The organism is Paenibacillus agilis (genome assembly GCF_007786455.1).
Taxonomy (GTDB): Bacteria; Bacillota; Bacilli; order Paenibacillales; family Paenibacillaceae; genus Paenibacillus_B; species Paenibacillus_B agilis.
Window position 1 is genome coordinate 1015237 of sequence record NZ_VNJK01000001.1, and the last position, 23535, is coordinate 1038771.

21 protein-coding genes and 1 pseudogene are annotated in these 23535 nt (G+C 43.2%); 14 read left to right on the forward strand and 8 right to left on the reverse strand.

All coding sequences use genetic code 11. The features are described from left to right. Positions 1 to 105: 105 nt before the first annotated feature. A pseudogene (locus FPZ44_RS26735) lies at positions 106 to 337 on the forward strand (terminase large subunit domain-containing protein); the annotation flags it as partial. A gap of 186 nt (positions 338 to 523) precedes the next feature. After that, on the forward strand, positions 524 to 1267 hold the full coding sequence (locus FPZ44_RS04355) for a phosphodiester glycosidase family protein (RefSeq protein ID WP_144987749.1): 744 nt from the start codon (positions 524 to 526) through the stop codon (positions 1265 to 1267). A 38-nt stretch (positions 1268 to 1305) separates the two neighbouring features. Here FPZ44_RS04355 and FPZ44_RS04360 read toward each other — a convergent pair whose 3' ends face one another. The 5 genes from FPZ44_RS04360 to pdxR (FPZ44_RS04375) all read right to left on the reverse strand — a co-directional run bounded on the left by FPZ44_RS04360 (position 1306) and on the right by pdxR (FPZ44_RS04375) (position 5727). Next, the gene (locus FPZ44_RS04360) at positions 1306 to 1767 is read right to left on the reverse strand and encodes a hypothetical protein (RefSeq protein WP_144987751.1); all 462 of its coding nucleotides are present in this window, start codon (positions 1765 to 1767) and stop codon (positions 1306 to 1308) included. Positions 1768 to 2048: 281 nt separating this feature from the next. Further along, positions 2049 to 2201 (reverse strand): hypothetical protein, encoded by a 153-nt coding sequence (locus tag FPZ44_RS26345; protein ID WP_186785911.1) that lies wholly within the window; start codon positions 2199 to 2201, stop codon positions 2049 to 2051. Between the two features lie 87 nt (positions 2202 to 2288). Beyond that, complete coding sequence (locus tag FPZ44_RS04365) at positions 2289 to 3161, reverse strand: lipase family protein (RefSeq protein WP_144987753.1); 873 nt, start codon at positions 3159 to 3161, stop codon at positions 2289 to 2291. A 34-nt stretch (positions 3162 to 3195) separates the two neighbouring features. Further along, positions 3196 to 4023, reverse strand: coding sequence for a lipase family protein (locus tag FPZ44_RS04370; protein ID WP_144987756.1), 828 nt, complete (start codon positions 4021 to 4023; stop codon positions 3196 to 3198). Positions 4024 to 4308: 285 nt separating this feature from the next. Next, complete coding sequence (gene pdxR / locus FPZ44_RS04375) at positions 4309 to 5727, reverse strand: MocR-like pyridoxine biosynthesis transcription factor PdxR (protein WP_144987758.1); 1419 nt, start codon at positions 5725 to 5727, stop codon at positions 4309 to 4311. Positions 5728 to 5883: 156 nt separating this feature from the next. Here pdxR (FPZ44_RS04375) and FPZ44_RS04380 point away from each other — a divergent pair, with 156 nt between their 5' ends. The 3 genes from FPZ44_RS04380 to FPZ44_RS04390 all read left to right on the forward strand — a co-directional run bounded on the left by FPZ44_RS04380 (position 5884) and on the right by FPZ44_RS04390 (position 9230). Then, a complete protein-coding gene (locus tag FPZ44_RS04380; protein WP_222429788.1) occupies positions 5884 to 6942 on the forward strand; it encodes an LLM class oxidoreductase in 1059 nt (352 codons plus the stop codon). Positions 6943 to 7163: 221 nt separating this feature from the next. Further along, positions 7164 to 7979 carry a MerR family transcriptional regulator gene (locus FPZ44_RS04385; RefSeq protein ID WP_144987760.1) on the forward strand — a complete coding sequence of 272 codons (816 nt, stop codon included), beginning with the start codon at positions 7164 to 7166 and terminating at the stop codon, positions 7977 to 7979. A 30-nt stretch (positions 7980 to 8009) separates the two neighbouring features. Continuing rightward, a complete protein-coding gene (locus tag FPZ44_RS04390; RefSeq protein ID WP_144987762.1) occupies positions 8010 to 9230 on the forward strand; it encodes an MFS transporter in 1221 nt (406 codons plus the stop codon). A 592-nt stretch (positions 9231 to 9822) separates the two neighbouring features. Here FPZ44_RS04390 and FPZ44_RS04395 read toward each other — a convergent pair. Further along, on the reverse strand, positions 9823 to 10347 hold the full coding sequence (locus FPZ44_RS04395; RefSeq protein ID WP_144987764.1) for a GNAT family N-acetyltransferase: 525 nt from the start codon (positions 10345 to 10347) through the stop codon (positions 9823 to 9825). Between the two features lie 130 nt (positions 10348 to 10477). Between FPZ44_RS04395 and FPZ44_RS04400 the strand changes: the two genes are divergently transcribed. From FPZ44_RS04400 to pdxR (FPZ44_RS04425), 6 genes are all read left to right on the forward strand, one after another. After that, positions 10478 to 11335 carry a LysR family transcriptional regulator gene (locus tag FPZ44_RS04400; protein ID WP_144987766.1) on the forward strand — a complete coding sequence of 286 codons (858 nt, stop codon included), beginning with the start codon at positions 10478 to 10480 and terminating at the stop codon, positions 11333 to 11335. Between the two features lie 215 nt (positions 11336 to 11550). After that, positions 11551 to 12231 (forward strand): response regulator transcription factor, encoded by a 681-nt coding sequence (locus FPZ44_RS04405; protein ID WP_144987768.1) that lies wholly within the window; start codon positions 11551 to 11553, stop codon positions 12229 to 12231. After that, positions 12228 to 13601: a sensor histidine kinase gene (locus tag FPZ44_RS04410; protein ID WP_144987770.1), complete on the forward strand. Its 1374-nt coding sequence runs from the start codon at positions 12228 to 12230 to the stop codon at positions 13599 to 13601. Before FPZ44_RS04405 ends, FPZ44_RS04410 begins: the two co-directional genes overlap by 4 nt. A 201-nt stretch (positions 13602 to 13802) precedes the next feature. Continuing rightward, positions 13803 to 16898, forward strand: a complete 3096-nt coding sequence (locus FPZ44_RS04415) for an efflux RND transporter permease subunit (protein ID WP_144987772.1) — start codon at positions 13803 to 13805, stop codon at positions 16896 to 16898. A 27-nt stretch (positions 16899 to 16925) separates the two neighbouring features. Next, a complete protein-coding gene (locus tag FPZ44_RS04420) occupies positions 16926 to 18149 on the forward strand; it encodes an efflux RND transporter periplasmic adaptor subunit (protein ID WP_144987774.1) in 1224 nt (407 codons plus the stop codon). A gap of 57 nt (positions 18150 to 18206) precedes the next feature. Further along, positions 18207 to 19637: a MocR-like pyridoxine biosynthesis transcription factor PdxR gene (gene pdxR / locus FPZ44_RS04425; RefSeq protein ID WP_144987776.1), complete on the forward strand. Its 1431-nt coding sequence runs from the start codon at positions 18207 to 18209 to the stop codon at positions 19635 to 19637. A gap of 42 nt (positions 19638 to 19679) precedes the next feature. Here pdxR (FPZ44_RS04425) and FPZ44_RS04430 read toward each other — a convergent pair whose 3' ends face one another. Further along, positions 19680 to 20867 (reverse strand): benzoate/H(+) symporter BenE family transporter, encoded by a 1188-nt coding sequence (locus FPZ44_RS04430; protein WP_144987778.1) that lies wholly within the window; start codon positions 20865 to 20867, stop codon positions 19680 to 19682. Between the two features lie 10 nt (positions 20868 to 20877). Next, a complete protein-coding gene (locus FPZ44_RS04435) occupies positions 20878 to 21411 on the reverse strand; it encodes a pyridoxamine 5'-phosphate oxidase family protein (RefSeq protein ID WP_144987780.1) in 534 nt (177 codons plus the stop codon). A gap of 271 nt (positions 21412 to 21682) precedes the next feature. On the opposite strand from FPZ44_RS04435, the gene FPZ44_RS04440 reads away from it, so the two are divergent. The 3 genes from FPZ44_RS04440 to FPZ44_RS04450 all read left to right on the forward strand — a co-directional run bounded on the left by FPZ44_RS04440 (position 21683) and on the right by FPZ44_RS04450 (position 23529). Further along, positions 21683 to 22159: an RrF2 family transcriptional regulator gene (locus FPZ44_RS04440; protein ID WP_144987782.1), complete on the forward strand. Its 477-nt coding sequence runs from the start codon at positions 21683 to 21685 to the stop codon at positions 22157 to 22159. 120 nt (positions 22160 to 22279) lie between these two features. Next, entirely contained in the window at positions 22280 to 22510 is a 231-nt protein-coding gene (locus FPZ44_RS04445) for a DUF896 domain-containing protein (protein WP_144987784.1), read from the forward strand. Between the two features lie 26 nt (positions 22511 to 22536). Then, entirely contained in the window at positions 22537 to 23529 is a 993-nt protein-coding gene (locus tag FPZ44_RS04450) for an MsnO8 family LLM class oxidoreductase (RefSeq protein ID WP_144987786.1), read from the forward strand. Positions 23530 to 23535 lie beyond the last annotated feature (6 nt).

Genomic DNA, 23535 nt, shown 5'->3' on the forward strand with positions numbered 1-23535 from the left:
TCAAAGTAGATAGAGAAAAAAGAAATTTGATGACTATTGTAAAAATAGAAGAGATGTTTTTAGTTATTGAGGAGATATCACATTAGTTAAGGGGCGTCATGATGTTGCATACCATCTAGAGGTGATTATGAACGCTTAGAAATACAACCGTGGCAGCATTTCATTATTGGCTCTGCATATGGCTGGGTCCACTAGGACATCTAGTCTGCGCAGATTCAAGGAAGTGCTTATTTTTGTTGCCCGTAAAAATGGAAAGACAACCGTTGTTTTAGGAATATCCTTGTATTGCAATAGTAAAGACGGTGAACGAGGCGCACGTGTTTATCAGCTTGCAAATATATCAAGATGCCTAAAGAAGATGCTTTGCAGAGTTTGTGGTTAGAGCCACTTTGCATATTGAAACATAGATTGAAAATTTTTTTGAAGTTGGTTGTTAAAGATCTGAAAAAATCGACTTTATAAATGAGAAGAAATCCAGCGCTGGATGTTCTTATTATTCATAATATCGAGAGGATGAAGAAAAATGACAACAGCAAAATACTCAAAAACCACGCATAATGGACGAGATGTACGTGTTATCGAGGCAGATTCTGAAGCTATTTCTGTAGTGAAAATAGATAACACTGTTACAGCTTCAGGCAACTATGGTGTTAACGGTACATTCTTTAGTTCGTCGAATGATTTTTTAGGAATTGCGGTTAACAATGATACTGCTATTGGTGGTAACGCAAGATTTAATGCTTATGGTAATAAACAACGGGGAACTTTTTACTGTTACCGAGATTTACGTTCTGGGAATCGTGTGCATGATGTAGCCAATGTACGTAAGGTCGAAGATTTCCCACTTTCGCCAAATATGAAACTATATGCAATTGGTGGTCTAAATCTATATGTCAACGAGAACATTATTGAGCAAGAATTTTACCGTCGCTTAGATGTTAATGAAGAAGCATCAGGTATTAATAACGTAATTAAAAAGAGCGGTAGCACTTACTCCTCACCTGGACTTCGAGCACGTACAGCAATTGGATATAGTTATACGACAGGAAAAGTTGTGCTGGTTGTTTTTCAGAGTGAAACCCCTTGGGGAATGCGTCAATTTATGAAAGATAAAGGATGTGCTATGGCGGTTTACTTGGATGGCGGCGGCTCCTCTCAAATGCGTTACAAGAGTGGTCAGACAACAGGAACTTTTGTACCAGAAAGCGCAAGTGGAATTAGAGAGGTGTTTAGTATGGTTAAGGTTAATCCTACAGCATGGCAATAAGTTTAGGTAAAGGGGATAAAATCATATCCCCTTTATTTTTAATCAAGATCCACTATGTTCCATTCTTTGCTTTCTTTACCCTGAGCAATAAAAAAATTCGGGCTTAATGTTGTGACTTCTTTTGTTTCGAGCACTCTATAAGTTATATTCACACTGACATATCCTTGCGTATGTTTCATGTTATGAAATTCATTCACTTCGATTTTCAGAATTTCAGAGGGGGGAAGGTCGAACCTATCAGGGTCCTGATATAGTTCTTTAAAACTTGATTCATTTCGTTCATTTACGTACTTCGCATGCAAATTTACTAGCTTAATCATTTCTTTTTCGATACCATCATATTTATTTTCATCAATTGGAACATATTGGAGTTCTGTTTGTTCTGGCGTTGAAGGCTTTTCTTCTTGTACCTGATGAGTTGGTTGGATGGTGGTTTCTTTTTGACTACAACCACTCAATAAGACACCAGCAGCAATAGCGGCAATGCATAGTTTTTTCATAAAATTCCCTCCTATGAGTTATGCCTAAGTAAATGCTACCATAATTTAGTTTTGATGAACAACTAAGGATTACTCAAGGTTACGAAAAAAGGAATACATTTATGTATTAATCCATGTTTAAGAGCCGCAAAGGAACTGACCGCTGTCTCATATACAGGAGTCAGTTCCTTTGCCGTCGGCTCTTTTTTTAGATGCCTCAGTTTCTTAGTTTTCATAGCAGGTTTTAGTCACTACCTATGTTATAAGAGTTGAACACATACACGGTTGCACGCAGTTGTGAATTAATTTGGTGACCACCAGTTGCCGGAAACGACGATTACGCTATGCAGTCGAACAGTGTTGCCGAAGTACGATGCTTGGTTCGTAGGCTGTGCAGTAATATTGCTCCATAGTTTATCAAGCCATTCTTTATTGGCAGTGTTAGTATCGGTCATAGCGCTGACCGCAAATGGTGCTGTAAAGGTCAAATATAAAAATTGATTTAGAGGGCGCTAATTCTTCAGCAGGGTTGGAATAGTCCTCTAACAGCCTACACAATACAACTGTCCTTTGGTGATCGTTGATCCGCATCCACCTAGAAAAGGAACACATACCCCTGTAGCGGGGCAAAAACCCGGATTGGGTTGGCAGATGGCTTTCGTGTACGCAGGGTTCTTTTTGCTGAGGGTATTAAAATAACAGACAATGTTGTGGTTAAGTCCCGCGACACTGTTCAATTGAAATGAAATAGGATACTTCCTTTTCACATGTTGATAGTATAGTCCCTCTTTTGTAAAAGGAGGAGGGTACACTTTATCCGGTATCAAGGGGATAATGTCGTGGACATTGAACACACGCACACTGTTCTTTACGACGCGGTCGTACTTCGCGGCAAAGGTAGGGTCCCCAACACGAGGGGAGCCATACGTATACACAATTGGCTTATGGAACTTCGTATTTACGGCAATATCCAAGCCTGCTAATACAGCTAAAGCTCCTCCTAGGCTATGACCAGCAATATACAGTCGTTTAGTCGGGGACAGTTTGTTTAGAACACGAATGATATTGTTTCTTGCGGAGCTATAAATGCACGTAAAACCTCGATGCGTCTTTCCACTATTTTTGACAAAAGGATAGGGGACTTGAAAAATATCTTGGTCCGATTCATTGTCTTGAAACGAACCCGTTCCTCTAAAAGCCATAACGATATTATGTTTGGATTCCGCGATATACCCGAACACTTCTTTTATCGGCTTCTCAACACCACCGAGAGCTTGAATGACATAGCGTAGTTTATAGCCTTTCGGTAAAAAAATCTTTTTCGTTTGAACAAGCACATACGTCTGGTAGGTCATAGCTGCGAGAAAAATGGCTGTTTTATTCGTAGAATCGTGATTCACCTCAGAGCTCCCCATAGTTGACTCCTTTCAATTACATTAGGCAATGGAATTAACAAGTTTTTAATAGCGGAACACACATACTTGTGTCGGGACAAAACCCCGGATTCGTTTGGCAGAGTGTTTTTGCATAAGCTGGATTCTTTTTGCTGAGGTATTTAAAATAGCAGCCAATTCCATCATTTCGAGGTGTACTGTTGAGCTGGAAGTAGAGTGGGTATTTGCTTTTTACATGCTGGTACCTCAACCCATTCTTCGTGAACGGAGGTGGGTAAAAGGCGGCTGGGAAAGTAGTATTAACGTCATGGACATTTACGACGCGTACGCTGTTTTTGACTACCTTATCAAATCGTGATGCAAAGAGCGGGTCTCCGGTTCGCAGGCTGCCATACGTATAGACGATAGGGCGCTTAAACTTCGTATTCACTGCGATATCCAGCGCAGCTAGTGTTGCAACGACACCGCCGTAGTTATGACCCGCAATGTACAGTTTTTTGGTTGTTGGGAGCTTGTTTAACTCTCGGATGATTTTGTCTCTCGTTGATTGATACATACAAGTCAATCCTCGTTGCGTGTTGCCCGCTCTTTGGACATAGGGATAGGGGATTTGAAGTGCGTCATATCCAGCAAGAAGCTCTGAAGGGTAGTCTGCATAGCCTCTAAATGCAATAATTATTTTTTGCTTAGATTCTGCTATAAAGCCGAAAATTTCTTCTTTCGGATTTTCTACATTGGCTAACACGCGAATGATGGAGCGAAGCTTATAGCCTTTTGGCAAGTGTACTTTATTAGTAAGAAACAATAGATAGGCCTGATAGCTCATGGCGGCAAGAAAGATTGCATTTTTAGTAATTGTGGCTTTGGTTTCCGAAGCATTCATTTTCTTGTTCCCCCTATACATTAGGGCTAATATACATACGCGATATGATATGAATGACCAATTTGATGTGCGCTAGGCTTTCATCCATATATCAAGCTGAGCAGCCTTTTGATCCGATGATTAGCATCTTTCGTTGTTAGTATCTAGTCAACATGACATGATGCGTACAAGAGGAAAAACCCTCATTTTCACAAAATGGTGGCTCCGCTTTATATTGATATTCTGGTGATATGTAATAGTAAACTTCTGATGCTGCTCTATTTGTAGAGCTTCTATTTATACGGTTCAGCGTTTCTTAAACCACGCATGATAAAGAGATTGAACTCCCTCTATGATATCTGTGTTACTCAAACCGCCGAAACCGATCTGAACCATAGATCTTTCAGCTTGAGCTCGTTGCGCCCAAAAGGGAGATACAGGATATATTTTTACGCCTTCTTCCTCTGCAGTTTGAATCAATTCCACTTCATCCATGCCATTATGTACACGTAATAAAATATGAAGTCCCGCATCCTGACCGACTATCGTCGCTTGCGTACCCATCAACTTCTGGATCGTAGAAATCAGCGTAAATTGTTTTTGTCGATAAACTTTGCGCATTTTGCGAATATGGGCTTCCCAATGCCCGTTGCTCATAAACAACTCTAGTGTTTTCTGTTGAATCTGTGACACGGTTTGGTCATATAGCCGGAAGTCTTGCTTATTGTAACGCTCTAGCAAGTCCGGTGGTAGAACCATATAGGCAGTTCGTAATGAGGGAAGAAGGCATTTAGAGAAGGTTCCCAAATAGACCGTTCGCTGACGGGTATCCATGCCCTGCAGGGAAGGTATAGGTTTACCTACATATCTGAACTCACTGTCGTAATCGTCCTCGATAATGATGCCATTCTGGTCCGCTGCCCATTTCAGTAATTGCATTCTCTTTGCGAGCGGCATGACCATTCCATAGGGAAACTGATGGGATGGCGTTATGTATACGATGCGTGATTTGCTTTCATATAGCTTATGGATGTTAAGTCCATCTTCATCCAGCGGAATAGGGTGGATGGGGAAACCGTTATGTTTAAAAATCGTTCGAACCCCGTCATAGCCGGGCTCCTCCATCGCTATACCGTTGTCAGTAGCTCCTAGTAATCCAGTTAATATGCCGAGCAAGTACTGAATACCAGAACCAATGATGATCTGATCGGGGGAACTATTTACTCCTCTAGAGCTGTGCACATATTTAGCAATTTCACTTCGAAATCCATGTTCCCCCAGAGGATCGCCATAAGAAAACAACATCCGTTGATTCTGCTGTAAGCTTTGATTGGATAACTTGCGCCAAGTGGAAAATGGAAAATGCTCAGCATCCACATCACCATAACGAAAATCGTATTGGATCGCAGGCTGGTCTTGTACACGGTTTTCCAACCTTGTCATATTATTCGAATGCGATGAGGGCAGCGTTTCAAGTTCCAGGTCAATAACATATAAGCCGCTTCTTGCTCTGCTGAGAACATAGCCTTCGGCTATTAACTGCTGATAGGCCAGATCCACCGTATTCCGGCTAACATGAAGATGCGAAGATAGCGCACGAATGGAAGGCAGTCGTGTCTGAGCGGTTAGCTTTCCGCTCAAGATTTCTTTCTTTATATATTGATAAAGTTGAGTGTATAACGGTTCTTCTGACTTTTCATTTAGCAAAATCGTCAAATCGATCATACGTATCCTCCTCAAGTGGACAAACTGACCCCATATTATTGTTGAGAATTGTCACTACTTGTAGGTGCAGTTGACTATTACAATTATATCAGTTCCAGGCGAATTAAGGTGCAATATCAGAGGACTGGAACACTTATATTTGGGGAGGCGATCCAATTGGAGCAACAAATAAAATCTAGTGAACAAAAGGATAGAGATACGTCAACTGCTAGCGATAACGGTGGAAGCTTTAATGATCATCCTGGTTTTCGGCGCATGTTTGCCCCTAATCAATTAACAATCGGTATATTTTTACCGCTTACGTTCTATAAAGGTCAAATGGATGTGTTAAAGGGACAAGCTGATTTAGTTGAAAAAATCGATCAGTCGAATTTTGCTTCCGTTTGGGTTCGGGATGTTCCGTTATTCGATCCTAATTTTGGAGATGCAGGCCAGGTTTTTGATCCATTTGTCTATTTAGCCTATCTAGCTGCAAGGACGAAAAATGTGTCCTTAGTAACCGGAAGTGCGATTTTTACACTTCGCCATCCGATTGATTTGGCCAAAGCTGCGTCATCTATTGATGTGCTGTCAGGTGGACGCCTTGTACTTGGGATAGCCTCTGGAGACCGACCTGTAGAGTTCCCGGCTTATGGTCTAGATGCGGACCATCGTGAAGTGAGGTTCCGGGAGACGGTGGAGTATTTCCGCGAACTTATTCATCAGCATAGTCCTGCGATTCAATCTTCGCTTGGGCATTTGAAAGGAGTAGAACTGCTCCCTAAGCCTGCGGCAGGCGGCATTCCACTCATTGTAACTGGTTCAAGTAGGCAATCTTTGGATTGGATTGCAGAGCATAGTGACGGATGGCTTACTTATCCCCAAGCGACGGCAAATGCTAGTGGTCCCCAGATGCTTGCACAGAAGATCCAGGCATGGCGCGAAAAAATTCCTGGCGGGATGTTTAAACCGCATATGACCAACGAGTGGATTGATCTTGTGGAAGATGTCAATTATCCTCGAACGCCGCTTCGCGGAGGTTTCGTATTGCGTACAGGGAGAGCAGGCTTGATTCAGCTTTTGGAGGAATGGCGAGCAGCGGGTGTCAATCATGCTGCGCTTGGCATCCAATTTTCGAGTCGGCCGCCTGCTGAGGTGATTCAGGAATTGGCCGAGGAAGTGCTGCCGCACTTTCCGACGCATGCTGGACCTAATCCGCTATTTACTAGGTGGTAAAGTGCGGGGGCAGTCGTAACAGATACAGATGGGGTAGCAACTACATATGTTATACAATTCACGCACGATCCAATGGGTCGTGTTTTTTGTTGCAGATACAATTGCATTTGGCTTTGTGCGGAGCATAAAAATATCACGCTTGACTCTCCCCTTAACTGGATAGTTATACTTGGAAAAGACAAAGGGAGCATTGAAATATAGGTAAGGGAGGTTACCAATCGATGTTTAAAATTAGTGAGTTTTCGAAGATTAGTCAAGTGTCCGTTAAGACGCTTCGATACTATGACCAGTTGAACTTGCTTAAGCCGACTCACACTGACAAGTATACAGGGTATCGGTATTATACGGCTGACCAAATGTTTCAACTGAATCGGATTTTGGCATATAAAGAACTGGGCTTCTCGTTGGAACAAATTCGTCCGATGTTGGGTGAGCAAGTTCCGATTGAACAACTTAGGGGGATGTTTCGCCTAAAGCAAAATGAGATTCAATCTATTATTGATAAGGAACAAGCTAGGCTTTTTCGAATTGCGGAGCGTCTGTGCTGTCTTGAGAGTGAGGCTGAAAACCAGCCTTCACACGATATCATTCTAAAGGCCGTTGATCCTCAACTTGTAATTTCTTACCGTCTTAAAACTTCATACAGACGAATACCTGATCTTTTTAAACAGTTGGACGATTACTTAGGAAAATTAGGTCTATCCTCTACAAGTAAAATCGTACTTTGGCACGGCTGCGAAAGTAGTGAGGATGAGATCGATATCGAAGTAGCTCGTCCGCTAACGCACGAAATCCCAAGCGGTCCACTCTTCATGGTAAAACGATTGCCGGAAATTTCGACGATGGCCACGCTTACCCATATTTGTCGGACAGCGAGTTCTTGTACCGCGAGTACGGAATTGGCATTGTGGATCGAACGAAGCGGTTATCGAATAAAGGAGAATGAGCCGCGACGAGAAATCTGTCTCCCTCATGAAAAATTAGGTGACCCAGAAACGTATGTTGCTGAAGTCCAGATTGCTGTTGAAAGAGCTTAAAGAAGATGATATGGAAAGGGGGAGTTCATCTTGAGTAAACAACAAAAGATGTTGACCTTAAATTTATTTTTATTGACCTTCGTCCTAGGGACAAGTGAATTTGTTATTGTGGGTCTTTTGGCTGAAGTGTCAGCCGATTTACATATTTCTATTTCAGCAGCAGGGGCTCTAGTATCAGCATTTGCCCTATCTTTTGCAATAGGTACACCGATATTGACAGCTATGTTCAGTCAGTTCAATAAGTATCCTCTAATGCTTTCATTGATTGGGGCATTTATTGCAGGCAATATTATAACTGCCTTATCCGATTCGTATGCGCTGCTCCTTGTTTCCAGAATTATTACGGCTGTTGTAACCGGAGTTTTGATCGCACTTGCAATGGCCGTTGGCAGCGAAAGCGTGTCTGCCGAAAAGAGGGGCGCGGTCATTTCAATCATCTTTATGGGCTTTACAATTGCTAGTGTAATTGGAGTTCCTCTAGGTACTTATATCGGACAATGGGGCGGTTGGCAGCTGGCCTTTTGGTTTACCTCTCTATTAGGAATCATTTCTCTATTCGCAAGCTCGGCAACGATTCCCAGAGGGCTAAAGGGAACACGGAGCTCATTAAAAAAACAAATCGGTTTATTAACCAATTCACGTATTGTCATAGCCTTCTTTATTCCGGCGTTAAGTATTGGAGCAACTTATACCGTATATACCTATTTAACTCCTCTGATGCAAGAGGTACTCTTTGTCCCAGACCAATATATCAGCCTTGTATTTCTGCTTTACGGAGTTGTATCCGTGTTTAGCACACTAATTGGAGGAAAATTGGCCAATCGGGATGGGATTAGGAAGCTTAGATATGTGTTTCTCATTCAAGCGCTTATTCTCGCGTCGTTGTATGTTACCTCTAACTCAATTGTCGCAGGTTTAATTAGCATTTCATTCCTTGCTCTTATCGTGTATGTCATGAACTCCACTATGCAGTTGTATTTCATTGATTTGGCTGATAAACATTATCCAGCTGCGAAAGATTTGGCTTCATCGTTGACTCCTGTTTCTGTAAATGTCGGAATCGCGCTTGGCTCAGCTCTTGGCGGGATTGTCACAACGCACAGGGAAATAATCGATATATCATGGTTCGGTGGTATCGTCGCGATCGCTGCCTCATTATTAACCTTTATCAGCTACAGCTTGGACCGTAAGCAATCGATCTATGGTAAAAGGGGTTCGATAAGGAACGCCTGTAATGATAGTGGAGTGTAATACTGTACGCAGCATATTCAAGGCTGCGTTTTTATTTTGTGAGGATTGCCACGATTATTAGGAACCCGAGGCTGGAGAACATACTGAAATATTGACAGTCACTTATCATCTTGTAAGATCATGTATAATGATATGTTCATCCATGTTCTACCAATATTTTTATATCTTTATGGACAAATATCGGAGGTGAGAAAATTGCTGAAGGGGATCCGAGGCGCTGTCGTTACAAATTCGGCTATGCAAAAGGTTCTTATTTATCTTTCAATTACTTGTATTGTAATAAATGTAATTGGCTATATCACTGCCTTGTTCATTTTCTCTAATTTCAATTATTTATATTGGTCTGTAGGAATAGGGTACCTGGGCTTCATGTGTGCTTTTTTGTGCAAGAACAATAAGTTAGCACTCCTCAACGTAGTCTTGTGCATCGGATTCATTTTTGCAGTCTTTAGCCCAATTATGTATTGGCTTAGTTAATAGTTGCTTTCATACAGCTTACATGCTTAGTAAAAGCAAACAGCCCAGTCACACAAATGGAAAGCAGATAAATTTCCATGTTAGTGCGATTATGGGCTGTTTTGTTCGCTCACACTTAGGCATTCGGATCATGCAGTTTATAATATAGAACCGTCGCATCGAGATTTCCATTCGCTGATCTTGCAAAGGACGGGATTGTCCCCGCCTGTTGATATCCAATAGAACGATACAACAGATTGGACGGATCTCCTTCTCTTGTATCGAGTACGAGCAGCGTGCGGCCCTCGCTCCATGCCGCTTCTTCCGCCGTGCGCATAAGGGCACGTCCAACTCCTAATCTTCGATGTTGTGGGCTTGTCATCAATTTCGCAATTTCCGCCCGATGGTTTCCGTTTGGCTTGCCGCAGAGATGGAGCTGCACAGTACCTACTACACATCCATTCCATACAGCAATCCATAACCTTACGTTTGGAGCCAAGACGTTAGCCCAATAATCCCGAGCCTCATCAGGAGAGAGGGGTGGCAAGAAGCCGATTGAAGCGCCGCCTTCTACCACTTGTACGAGAAGGTCAGCAAGTTCTTCCTCGATATAATCGTCAACCTTGTTTGTAAGTTCAATAAGCAGCATATTGTCCTTCATTATGATGTCCTCCCGTATCCAAGCTGTCTTTGCATAACGATCTTGTAATAGAAGTATAGTTGACCTAGAATAATTTGTATAACGAATCTTAAGTATTGCAGTAATAAATAAATCGAATCGAGGAATGTGAATGGACCAGTCTCACTTGGAGGCATTTATGGCGGTATGCCAAACGCTCAATTTCACCACTGCCGCCAAACATCTACACATTTCCCAATCCGCTGTGACGGCGAGAATTCGGGCATTGGAACGAACGGTTGGCAAGCGGCTGTTTGATCGTGATAATCGAACCGTCAGTCTGACGCGCTCGGGTATCGCTTTTCTACCATACGCTGAACGTATGCTCCAGCTTATCGAAGAGAGCAAATTGTCACTGTCCGAACAATATAGGGAACATATCGTGTTGAGCGGCCCAGGCTCCGTATGGCACTACCGATATTTGAATCGGATTCTTGAGTTTAGAGACAAACATCCGCATGTAGCCGTCAAATTTTTGAGCTATATCGACCCAGGCTATATGATTCGTGATTTGCTGCTTGATGGTAGTGTCAGCCTTGCGGTCAAGTTGGACCCACCCGACCATCCAAGTATTTCGAAACAGCTGCTGTTCGAAGACGAAATCATTCTTGTATCTGCTGATGGAACTGCTGCGCTATCGGAGCCCAATTTTTCCTCGCCGACCTATTGCCACATCGACTGGGGAAATCCTTTCACGGAATGGTTTGCCTCCCTTGTTGAGCCGGGGTTTATACCAGCACTTCAAACCGATCATTCGTCCACGATGCTCACGATGCTGTTGAGCAACTCGGTTTTCGGCTTTTTGCCAAAATCGATAGCGGATCCGTATCTTCAATCGTACAAGCTGTATCAAGTCCCGCTTTCTGTAGAATCACCCATTATAAAGGGCTACGCCTGCTACTTGACTGAAAAGCGCGAGCAATCTCACGTTAGATTGGCGTTGGAACTACTCGGAGTAGATGCATATTAATCTTGACTCTGTGCTGGGCAGAACACCGGATTATTTCGGTGTTTTCGTGTTATGTAAGCAATCACTATCGACTCTAACCTGTTCCACGGCAGTATACCAACCATACAATATATGGTATAAATCTATATAATAGATTTAAGTGATATAGCTTGGTGCATAAGATTAGCAACTAGTTATAGTTTCTTAGAGGAACTAGGTTACAGGGGGATGTCGTGATGGCTAACATTCTAATTGTGGATGATGACCCAGATATACTAGAGCTTATTCGCTTTTATTTGCATAGAGATGGCTTCAAGGTCAATCATGCAAGCAATGGCGTTGAGGCAATTGAGAGATTGCGTGAAGAGAAAATGGATCTAGTTATCGTAGACATTATGATGCCGCAGATGGACGGGTGGGATTTGTGTAGAGCCTTGAGGGCCGACTTTCATGAGATGCCAATTTTGATGGTAACAGCTAAGGGAGAAACCGAGCATAAAATTAAAAGCTTTAATTTGGGTGCGGATGATTATCTCGTCAAGCCATTTGACCCCATCGAGCTGGTAGCGCGAGTGAAGCTTCATTTGAAGAGATATCATATTCAATCCTCTATGAAGGTTCAAGTAGGCAATGTGCTGCTGGACAAAAATAGATATGAAGCGGTCATTGGCAGTATACAGTTATCGCTCCCGCTTCGAGAATTCGATCTTCTATATAAGCTGGCAAGCTATCCAGGTAAAATATTTACCCGGAATGATCTTATCGAGCAAGTGTGGGGTGCCTATTTTGAAGGAGACGACCGCACGGTAGATGTACATATTAAACGGTTAAGAGATCGATTCGCCGGATTGAACTGCGCCTTCACGATTGAGACCAAACGTGGGCTAGGCTATAAACTAGAGGAACAGCGGACATGATCAAATCCCTATACGTTCGGGTTGTGCTCACTTATGTAACGGCAGTATCGATTGGCTTGATCAGTGCATTTTTGTTGTCTCAGTTTGTTATCCAAACTTATGGTGATCAGTTTATTGAAAATCTTCAAATTGAATTGGCAAAGGATGCTGCCAGCCTTGAGCAGGCGATTCGCAGTAACGGGATTGAGCAAGTCGGTGCTCTACTAAAGCAGAAAGGATATGCCGAAAAATACGATGTAAGGTTATACGACAGCAGCAGAGTGATGAGAGTGATAAATGGAAGAGATTCATCTGATCTATTTATTATTCCCGATCAAGTTGTTCGGTTTGTATTAAATGGTGAAACGTACAGGGGACGTGATGTATCCCCGTCAGAACTTGTCATCGGAATTCCTTACGAAGAGGCGGGCAGCCGTTATGCGCTATTTATTCAAGCGTCTGAAGGCTCTATGTCCTCTGTTTCGACGAAGCTGCTTATTTTTGCATTAATTATTAATTTATTGGTCGGCTGTGTGATCATTATTATTGGTGCAAAGTACTTAGTGAGACCGATACGGGGCATGAAGGCGGCTACCGAGCAATTGGCCAGGGGAGAGTTCGACATTGAATTGGAGTGGAGCAACAGAAAGGACGAACTTGGACAGCTGGCAAGAAGCTTTAATTATATGGCGAGTCAGATGCAGCAGCTTGAAGGGATGAGGCAAACGTTTGTTTCTAATGTGTCTCATGAAATTCAATCCCCACTGACTTCTATTTCGGGGTTCTCAAAGGCTCTTCAGCATAATCATTTATCAGAAGAGGAGCGAATTCGATATCTAACCATTATTCAGCAGGAGAGCGAAAGGGTCTCGCGTCTAACCGAAAATTTATTAAAGCTAGCCTCTTTGGAGTCGCAGCACCATCCATTTTCTCCGTGCATGTACGATTTGGATGAGCAGCTGCGTCAAGTAGTTGTGTCGATCGAGCCGCTATGGTCGGATAAATCGATAGAATGGGAGATGGATTTGTCCCGCACTAAGATTAAGGCAGATGAAGATCAGCTGAATCAGGTGTGGATGAATATTATCAGCAATAGTATTAAGTTTTCACCGATAGGTGGCCACATTCGGATAACGATTGTCAAACATATAGGATCGATTGAAGTTAGAATCACAGACTCGGGGATCGGTATTCCCGAGGAAGAGCAGGTTAAAGTATTTGAGAGATTCTACAAAGTGGATAAGTCCCACAACAAGATTAAGTCTGGTAACGGTCTAGGATTAGCGATTGTCAAAAAAATTGTTTCCTTGCATGGGGGAACGGTTGTCCTTAAAAGCAATTCAGACGCAGGCATAACCGTAATCGTTACACTGCCTCATATCATTTCATAAGGTGACAACAAAGTCGACGGATTAAGGGGAACACGCCTTAGACGTTGGCTTTTTTTATTAGTATCGTAAAAAAATCTGTTCAACATGTGATTACGTCACATTATGTTCATAATCGTGTAGTAGACTGACTTCAAGTTACTAGGAAGAAAAACCCAATACATAGGTAGAGCTTTAGAGATTATAGGGTAGGAGGGTTAACGCTTGAAGTCACTCATTCAATTTTCGATGAACAAAATAGCAGCCATGATTATACTAACTGCAATTGTAGTAGGAGCGGGGGCTTTTTCGGGTACGTCGCTGAAGGTAGAGAATATGCCTAATATCTCCATACCCATTATTTTCATTACAACTCCTTATCAAGCTTCACCGCAAGATGTGATGAGTCTTGTCACGAAGCCGGTTGAGGATAAAGTTGCGAATGTTGAAGGGCTGACGATGGTAAGTTCTACGTCCAACGATGGCAGTTCCATGATCACGCTTCAGTTTGACGAGAACGTTCAGATCGATAAGATGAAGCAAGATCTAGAAAGTCTCGTCCAAGATGTGCAATTGCCAAAAGGGGCAGGCAGACCCAAAGTATCTACGCTAGGATTCGCATCGGAACCTGCCTATTACTTAGCCATTCATACTAAAGATTCCATGTCCCAAAGCGAATTGGATCAATTGTATGAGCAAGAGCTCAAGTCCGGCTTCGAATCGATCAACGGGATCGATCACATCGATACGATAGGAGCTCGCCGTACGTCTCTAGATATTCAGTTGGATGCCGCTGCATTGTCAGCCTATGGCTTGACACCAAATATGGTGACGGATTCCGTGCAATCGGCGATGACGAATAGTACGGCTGGAATCGTGGAGTTTAATGGGAATACGCAAATTGCTCGGGTTCAGGGCGAATTGGACAGTCTTTTTTCCCTAGAGAGCTTAGAGATAACCTCTCCAACGGGTGCAACATTGCTACTGAAGGAAATCGCAAAAATTCAAGCCGTCAATGAGGCTAACTTTATCGCTCGTATGGATGGAAAACCGGCTGTAGGTATTCATTTGTACAAGTCGGCTGCTACTAATGCTGTTGATTTCTCCAATGAAGCTAATGAGCTGATCCGCGGTTGGGAAAAAGTACACCCAGAAGTGTCCTTTAGCAAAATCTATGACAGCGCGGATGAGGTTCGGGCATCCATTAGCGGCCTGCTGAAAGAAGGCATGATAGGCATCGTCCTTGCTTCCCTCATGATCTTGCTCTTCTTACGCAATATGAGGATGACCTTAATCGTGGTTGTGTCGATACCGCTCTCCATTCTATTAACCTTTATTATGATGCATGGCATGAATGTCACCTTAAATATTATGTCGCTCGGAGGCATGTTTATTGCCGTGGGAAGGATCGTGGATGACAGTATCGTCGTGATTGAGAGCATCTATGCCAATTTGGAAAAAGCTCAGCAACGAAATGAATCTGTTATTTTGTTAGCCGTTAAGCAGGTTGCGATGGCTATTAGCTCTTCTACTTTTGTAACAGTAGGTGTGTTTCTTCCCATTGCCTTTGTAACGGGTGTTATTGGCGGATTATTTCGCCCGTTTGCGATTACGGTTTCTTGTGCACTGCTTGCTTCCTTGCTCGTTTCTTTAACGATTATACCGATGATGGCGAAGCTGATGGTACTTCGTAGTACTAAGGCGACGAGTGTGAAGGAGCATGAAGGAGGCAAAGTAGTTGAGTGGTATGAGCGAGTGCTAGTTTGGAGCTTAACACATCGAATTAAGACTCTGCTATTTTCCGGACTGCTGCTCATTTTGACCGTTATATTTACAATTCCTAATCTTCCCCAAGGATTTTTACCTGAAGATGCAGTAGAGCGGCAAATGAACTTTACGATCAAATTGCCAACAGAAACCCCCTTTGACAGCACAAACCTGCAGGCACAGCAAATTGAAACGCTGCTGCACGAAGCAACAGACGAGAATAAGCAGCCGCTGTTCACATTTGTGGAAGCGCTAGTTGGATACAGGGGAAGTGAGGAACGTGTTCCGTATTCTATAGAGGTCATTACAGAGGCAAATGAGAACGTCGATCCTAAAATTGTAATGGAGCAATATACACAGCTTATCGCAAGCCAGCTTCCTAAAGGATCTGAGGTATTGCCTGGATCTTTAAAAGGAGGCAGCGGATATTCTTCCACCGATTTCACGTATGTGATTTATGCGGAGGATCAACAGGTGTTGGAACAGGCTTCCGCAATGATGAAGACGAGGATGAAGGAATTCCCTGTGTTAAAGGAAATAAAAGATAGCTTAGGAGATGCAAAGACGGAAGTACAGATTACGGTGAACCCGTCAAAAGCGAAACGATTTGGCTTGGAAGTATCGATGGTCCATATGTATGTTGGGCAATGGCTTGCTAAATATGAACTTGGCAATGTTCGTCTGGATAACACGGTTTATCGGGCAGCAGTTGAACTTGCTCCTAAAGACAAAAATTCATTAGAGCAGCTCGGACAAATGCCGATGAAGGCGGCTGATGGAAGTACTGTATATTTGAACGAAGTGGCGAAGTTACAGCAAGTCACAGCGCCAGTCGCGCTTCAGCGGGAAAGCCAGAAGCTGATGGTACAATTAACGGCCAAGATTGACTCCGTAGACAAAGGGGCGATCAGTGCGCAAGTAACAGATGCACTTAACCAAATCGAGCTTCCAGCAGGAGTAACGACGACGGTTCGCGGTGTGAGCATGGATATGATGAAGGGCTTCAATCAAATGTTTGCTGCTATGGGAGCTGCAGTAGCCATCGTTTATCTTATTATGGTGCTGTGCTTCGGGAATGCGGGTACTCCATTCGCTATTCTATTTTCTTTACCTTTAGCAGTTATCGGTGGCTTGCTAGGGCTGTGGATAGCAAATGAATCTATCAATATTACATCCCTAATTGGCTTCTTGATGTTAATTGGAATCGTTGTGACAAATGCAATTGTCCTGCTTGATCGTACGCAGCAGCTGAGGGGGGAAGGCTATCTCGTTCGGCATGCCCTTATTGAATCAGGAAAAGTTCGTCTGCGTCCGATTATTATGACAGCGGGAGCAACGATTGCTGCTATGGTTCCATTGGCACTTGGAATTTCGAACGGCACATTAATATCGAAGGGGCTCGCGGTTGTCGTCATTGGCGGACTAATTACCTCTACGATACTTACGCTTGTTGTTGTGCCAATTGTGTATGAGATGATCGAATCGTTCAAGGTTCGGATGAGCCGATTATTCAAACGGAACGTACCTTCTGGCTCTACACACGAAGTTAGCTAATCATTTGTAGATGGGGGAAATTATAAAATGAAGATGCAGATTGTACGTAACACCACTTCAAAACATTTAATGAAAGGATTCTTCATCTTACTTTGCGCCGCTTATATGGCAGGCTGCTCAACATCACCAACTCCTGCTGCTACCACGTCAGCTAATACATCCATTAAAGAGAATGAACCGCTGCAGGTTAAGGTTGAGGCTGTTGGCAAGCACAGTATGGGCGATCCAAGGGAACAAATTGCAGAAGTTCATGCCTCAACTCAAGTTGAAGTTAGGGTCGAATCAGGCGGAGCTCTCGTAAAGCTGTTAAAGAAGAGCGGTGAAATGGTTCAGGCAGGTGAAGTCATCGCCAAGCTAGAAAGCCGTCATGCCTTGATAGCCAGGGAAAAGGCGAAGCTAGCCCTTAAGAGTGCAGAACTGTCGCTAACGACAACGAAAGAAAGTGTAGATGATAGTCGACTCCAATTAACGAATGCGATAAGTAAGGTTGAAGAAACACTGAAACAGCAGGCTCGGGATGGAGCTTCTGAGACGGAAATCGAAGCCAATAAGCGGGAGCTTCAAGCATCCTTAACGAAACTGGCAGCACTTGATCGACAAAAGGCAGTGGCTATTAAGGAGGCCGAAGTTGAAACGACTAAGCTTGAACTTGAACAAGCAGAGCAGACTTGGAATGATGGGCAAATTGTATCTCCTGCTAACGGTATTTTGACGGACATCAAGGTTGCTGAAGGCACGAACATTCAAGCGGGGAGTATAGTGGGAATCGTGCAGATGACAGAAACAGTCAAAATAAAAGCACACTTAACTGAATCGGCTGTAAAGCTGGTTGGTAGCAAAAAGAGGTTAACATTTCGTGATTCCAATGGTAATGGCGCGGACTCGGACCGCACAGCTAAAGTCGTTCATCTGTCCGATGTACCCGACGCTGCGACGAGAATGTATACGTTGGAGCTTGAAGCGGTCAACAGGGATCATGTGTTGAAGCCTTTATCAAGAGTGCATCTTCAGCTAACCACAATAGCAGAGGAAACGGTGGCAGCAGTTCCGTCATTAAGTATAGTAAGGGAAGGACGCGCAGCCTATGTATTCGTCCTAAATGGAAATAAGGCGGAGAAGCGGGAAGTGCAATTAGGTCGTGTGAAGGGACCTTATCAGGAAGTACTAAGCGGGATTAAAATAGGGGAACAGCTTGTTGTGTCTGGTCAACACAATATAGAAGCAGGAGAAGTGGTCAAAGTAGTACAATAATAAGAAGCAATGGATGCAGTCCATATTTCAAACCGAACACAACTAGAGGTGAAATGGATGCTACAAATTAAGCGCGATGACAAACACCCCATATGGCAGCAATTGCTTGACCAAGCTATTCATAATATAACAACTGGTAAATGGCCGCCAGGAGAACTGCTTCTACCTTCTCGTGAGCTTGCACAATTGATAGGTGTCTCCCGCTCAACGATACAGATTGTGTATGAGGAATTATTTAGTCGTGGCTACACGGTTACTTCCCGGCGCGGCGGAACAAGGGTAAGTGACTGGACCTGTAGAACAGGTTTTACAGAGGATGTAACACTTCAAGGGCCTATCACCCCCGAATTACCTTTATTAAACGATGCAGTCAGCCATTTGCAGAGCTGGTTTAGAGGCAAGGAATATCGAAATGTTGAGATAGATTTCAGCCCACACGAGCCTTATTTGGATCAACAATTTCAAAAAAATTGGAGACACTCCTTTTTGCAAGCCTCCAAAGAAACGGAACTAACTACTTGGGCTTACGGCAACGCATGTGGTTTCGTTCCGCTGCGTGAACAGATTCAACGTTATCTGTCACTAGAGCGAGGCGTCCACGTGCATATCGATCAAATTATGTTAACATCAGGCGCACAACATAGCCTTGATTTAATTGCCCAAGCTCTACTAAATGAAGGAGAAACGGTTTCCGTAGAGGATCCCGGCTTCCCGGCCGCGTGGATGGCTATGAAATATCGGCGGATGAATGTTGTCCCTGTTCCTGTAGACGATTACGGATTACAGGTAGACCACATTCATCCGCAATCCAAACTTGTTTATGTTACGCCTGCACATCAGTGTGCAGTTGGGGTGATTATGTCGGAACCACGTAGGCAGCAATTGCTGCATATGGCCGCTCAACAGCAATTTTGGATTGTGGAAGACGACTACGATAGCGAGTTTCGATATCGCGGTGACCCGTTACCTACGTTGTTCAGCCAGCAATCACAGAACACCTTGTATATGATGAGCTTTTCAAAAATGATTGCTCCCGGTATACGAATATCGGCAATCATTGGGCCCAGAAGTGCTATACACCAGCTTGCTCAAGTCCATGAACTAACCTATCGGCACCTTCCTATTATGGAGCAATTGACGCTCACTCACTTTATTGAGCATGGGTATTTTATGCGTCATATGAGAAGAGTCAGAAACGTATATCGGCGCAGACACGAAGCCATGACGAAAGCTATCGGTTCAAGTGGCCTCGGAGAACGCTTTAAACTAAGCGGCGTAGAAACGGGATTGCATATGTTCCTTGAAGCTGAAGATTCGTTTGACGAAGAAGCAGCTGCGAATCATGCACTAGACAAGGGAATGCGTATATATCCGCTGAGTAATTATTGCTTGGAAAGCAAGCGCAAAGGGTGGGTGTTGGGCTTTGCCAAAGTAAACGAGTCAGAAATAGAAACGGGTATATGCCGTCTCGCGGAGATGCTTCTATAATAGGAGCATCTCCGGCTAAGCTTAGTCTTTCTGTCCTTGTATTCATTTTCGTGCCTCTGATTTATGCATCAAAATATGTGCGGTCAAACCTGCAACAAGCCCCCAGAATGCACCGCCAACACCAAGTAAGGTAACATTTGCAGCCGTTGCTAAAAAAGTAATCAGAGCTGTCTCACGTCCTTTGGGATCAGTTAGAGCATTGGCAAGGCTGCTGCCAATTGTTCCGAGCAGTGCCAATCCCGCCAAAGTCGCAATGAAAGTGGCTGGAAGAATCAGAAACAGTGCAGCCAGCGTCACACCAAATAGGCCGACAACGATGTAAAAAATGCCACAGGCAATTCCAGCAATATAACGTTTTGTTGAATCCTCATGCGCGTCTTTACCTGTACAAATCGCTGCAGTAATGGCTGCTACATTAAAAGCATGTGAGCCGAACGGTGCTGTAAGGAGTGAGCCTAGTCCCGTTACTGTCAGAATTGGATTCGCGCTCGTTTTAAAGCCATCATTTCGCAGCACGAGCATGCCAGGCATATATTGTCCCGTCAATGTAATAATAAACAGCGGCAATGCAACGCTCAATAAAGCATGAAACGAGAACTCAGGAAAGACAAATACCGGTGACGCGATTGCCAATTTAATAGTGCTGAAATCTACATTCTCAACACTAATCAAGTAAATAACTCCGATTCCTAAAATACCAACAATAGCATAACGGGACGTAAACCTTCTTAATAGTACATAAGCAACAAAAAGGACAATGACAAGCAAAGGGTCAATTTCCGCACCACTGAATGCTGAAATACCAAACTGCAATAAAATACCTGCCAGCAGACCGGAAGCAATGCCTGAAGGAATAAGCCGGACGAAACGCTCGAACATGCCCGATATCCCTAAAACTATAAACCCTATAGCAGAGATGATGTAAGCGCCAATCACTTCCGTGTATGGAGTTACCGCTAAAGCTGAAACGAGAAAAGCTACGCCTGGTGTTGACCAAGCCGTAATAATTGGTTCACGGTATCGATAGCTTAGCCAAATACCGGTTATTCCCACGCCCACTGAAATCGACAATACCCACGAAGCGGTCATTTCAGGACTCAATCCCGCTACTTTTGCTGCCTGGAACACGAGAATAAATGTCCCGCCATAGTTGACAATGACTGATATAAGAGCAGCTATCGTGGGAGATATCCAATCACGGCCACGCAGTGAAGATGATGTTGTAATCATATGCATGCTCCTAATCGTTCTGATGTGCGTACATTTTTTCCTCTTCGATTGGATTTTCTTTCGCTGTTATATGGTAGGGATCAATTCGGTATACCTGAACAGGACTATTAAATACTGCGGACCTGTACTTGTCTACATGCTGCTTGGACAACGGTCGGTTATAATAACCAGGCACATATTTGTGGAGCATCTCCTGCAACATATAGGTAGCTTCATCCAGATCAACGACGGGTTCGGCTTTGCCAAAAATCATAACACTCATATATGCAGTGTCCGTCTTAGCAGGCACTGGATCGGTAATGGTTCCATATTCTTCACAAACCGTAAAACAGACCTCTGGATTCATACTCATGACTTGATTGCGTCTCCCGCCTGTGGCTCCATGAAAATAAAGCTTCTCATTTGCCCAAACAAAATTGAGCGGAACAACATAGGGCAGCTGACCATCGACCATCCCGAGATGCCCAATTCGCGCTTTACTCAGAAAGGCTTTTATTTTGTCACTATCCAACACTTCTCTTATTTTGTAACGAACCATATCCATTCTTAAACACTCCTCACTATTGAATTTCCGTAAGTATATCAATCATTGGACTGAGTTAGTACGTCCAAAAATGCGATAAATGAGCAGTCCATATTTTATGCATACTATCCTTTTCAATGACTCTTTTTCTATTGTTTACGATGATAGTGAAGTAATGTTTACTTTTAGTAACCAATGAGTTAAGATAAAGTGGATAATTATTATCCGCGTTATAAATATTGATGTTGTGAAAACCATATAAAAATGTATTTGAATAAAGGCGGTGATCTTCATGCAGATGAAAACGGGAGTGGAGCAGTCAGTATATGCGATCCTTATTCTTAACATGTTGCCGGATAAAGCGGTATTACCTGGGGAAGCGATTAGTCAACAGTTGGGAGCTTCCCCAACGTATTTTCAAAAATTGTTGAGAAAGTTAGTCAGTGCAAACTTGATTACTTCTGTACCAGGGGTAAAAGGCGGATTTAAACTGCGAAAAAAAGCTGAAGATATTCGGATATACGATATTTATCTTGCTATAGAGGGACAGCAATCTCTTTATTCGTCTAGTGGCGTAATGCATGGCATGCTTGATCTGGAAGAGGAAGGATGCTGCTTGTTAACGGACTTAATGCAGGAAGCCGAATCATCTTGGCAAACGGTGCTGAAGCGCCAAACCATTGCATCCCTATACGAAGAAATAAATGTGGGTTATCAGCCCAAAGTACAATTGCTGCAACAATGGATTAAAGAAAAAATGGTTATGTAATGGAAATGCATCATAGTCAGGTGGAATACATGTGGAAAAATTTCTATCGCATCACGGTTTTACACGAACGTTTAGAGAAAATAATTTGACACTTGGTCTTTAAGGAAAGGAAGAGAAACGATGATAGAAATATTAGGTCGTATAAATGAATTAGCGAGAAAAGAACGGGCAGAAGGTTTGACAAATGCGGAATGGGTCGAGCAAATTTCATTGCGTATAGACTACTTACATGAAATTCGCGGACAAGTTGTTAACACGTTCTCTGGTTTGACCGTGCTTGATGCACTTGGAAATGATGTAACACCGGATAAAATCAGTAAAGAAAAGGAAATTGATTCCAAGACAGAATAGTTTATTGGAAGGGAGATAGCAGCCAGATGAGATTAAGTATATTGGACCAAGCCCCTATTACGAGAGGGAATCAAGCAGCAGCAGCATTGAAAAAAGCGGAAGAGTTAGCCGTGTTAGGTGATGAATTAGGCTACCATCGAATGTGGATGGCAGAACATCATGCAACTAATGTGTTTGCAAGCTCAGCTCCTGAGGTCACGATCGCCCATTTGACTGCTAAAACGAAAAATATCCGTATGGGAACTGGGGGAGTGATGATGATGCATTATTCCCCATTGAAACTGGCTGAGGTGTTTAAAACGCTAAGTGCGTTTTCACCGGGCCGCATAGATTTTGGCGTTGGTCGAGCTCCCGGAGGGGATAACGACTCTATATATGCTTTATCGGAAGGGCGCAGACCGATGACAAGCAATATGTATGAAAAATTTGATACTGCACTTCAGTTGATTAACGACGAAGTACCCGAAGTTGACTTGTATAAAAAGACCATTGCAACACCGTCTCACGTTGTCTTGCCAGAAGCTTGGCTGTTGGGTTCTAGCGGTAACAGTGCTGTTCAGGCTGGGCAAAGGGGTGTTGGTTATTCCTTTGCACAATTTTTCAATGGTGAGTTGAGTAAGGAGATTTTAGATGCATACAGACACAATTTCCAGCCTTCCGCTTTTATGGAGAAACCGGAAATCAACGTATCCTATATGGTGACAACAGCGGAAACAAAAGAAGAAGCTGAGTTTGAGGCATTGCCTCAAGATATTTGGCGCTTAAGATTTATGAAAGGCAAGATAGATCAATTGTTGACACCGGAAGAAGCTCGTGATTATCCGTTGACGGAAATGGATCGAATGATAATTAAGCAAAATCGAAACATTCATCTAGTGGGATCAGCGAAAGAAATTGCAACTCTGTTACTGGAAGAGCAAGATAGATACGGTTTTGATGAAGCGATGATTTGCAGCATTCCTCATTCACAAGAGAAGCGCCTGAATGTGTATCGATTACTGGCTAAGGAATTATTATAAAATTGC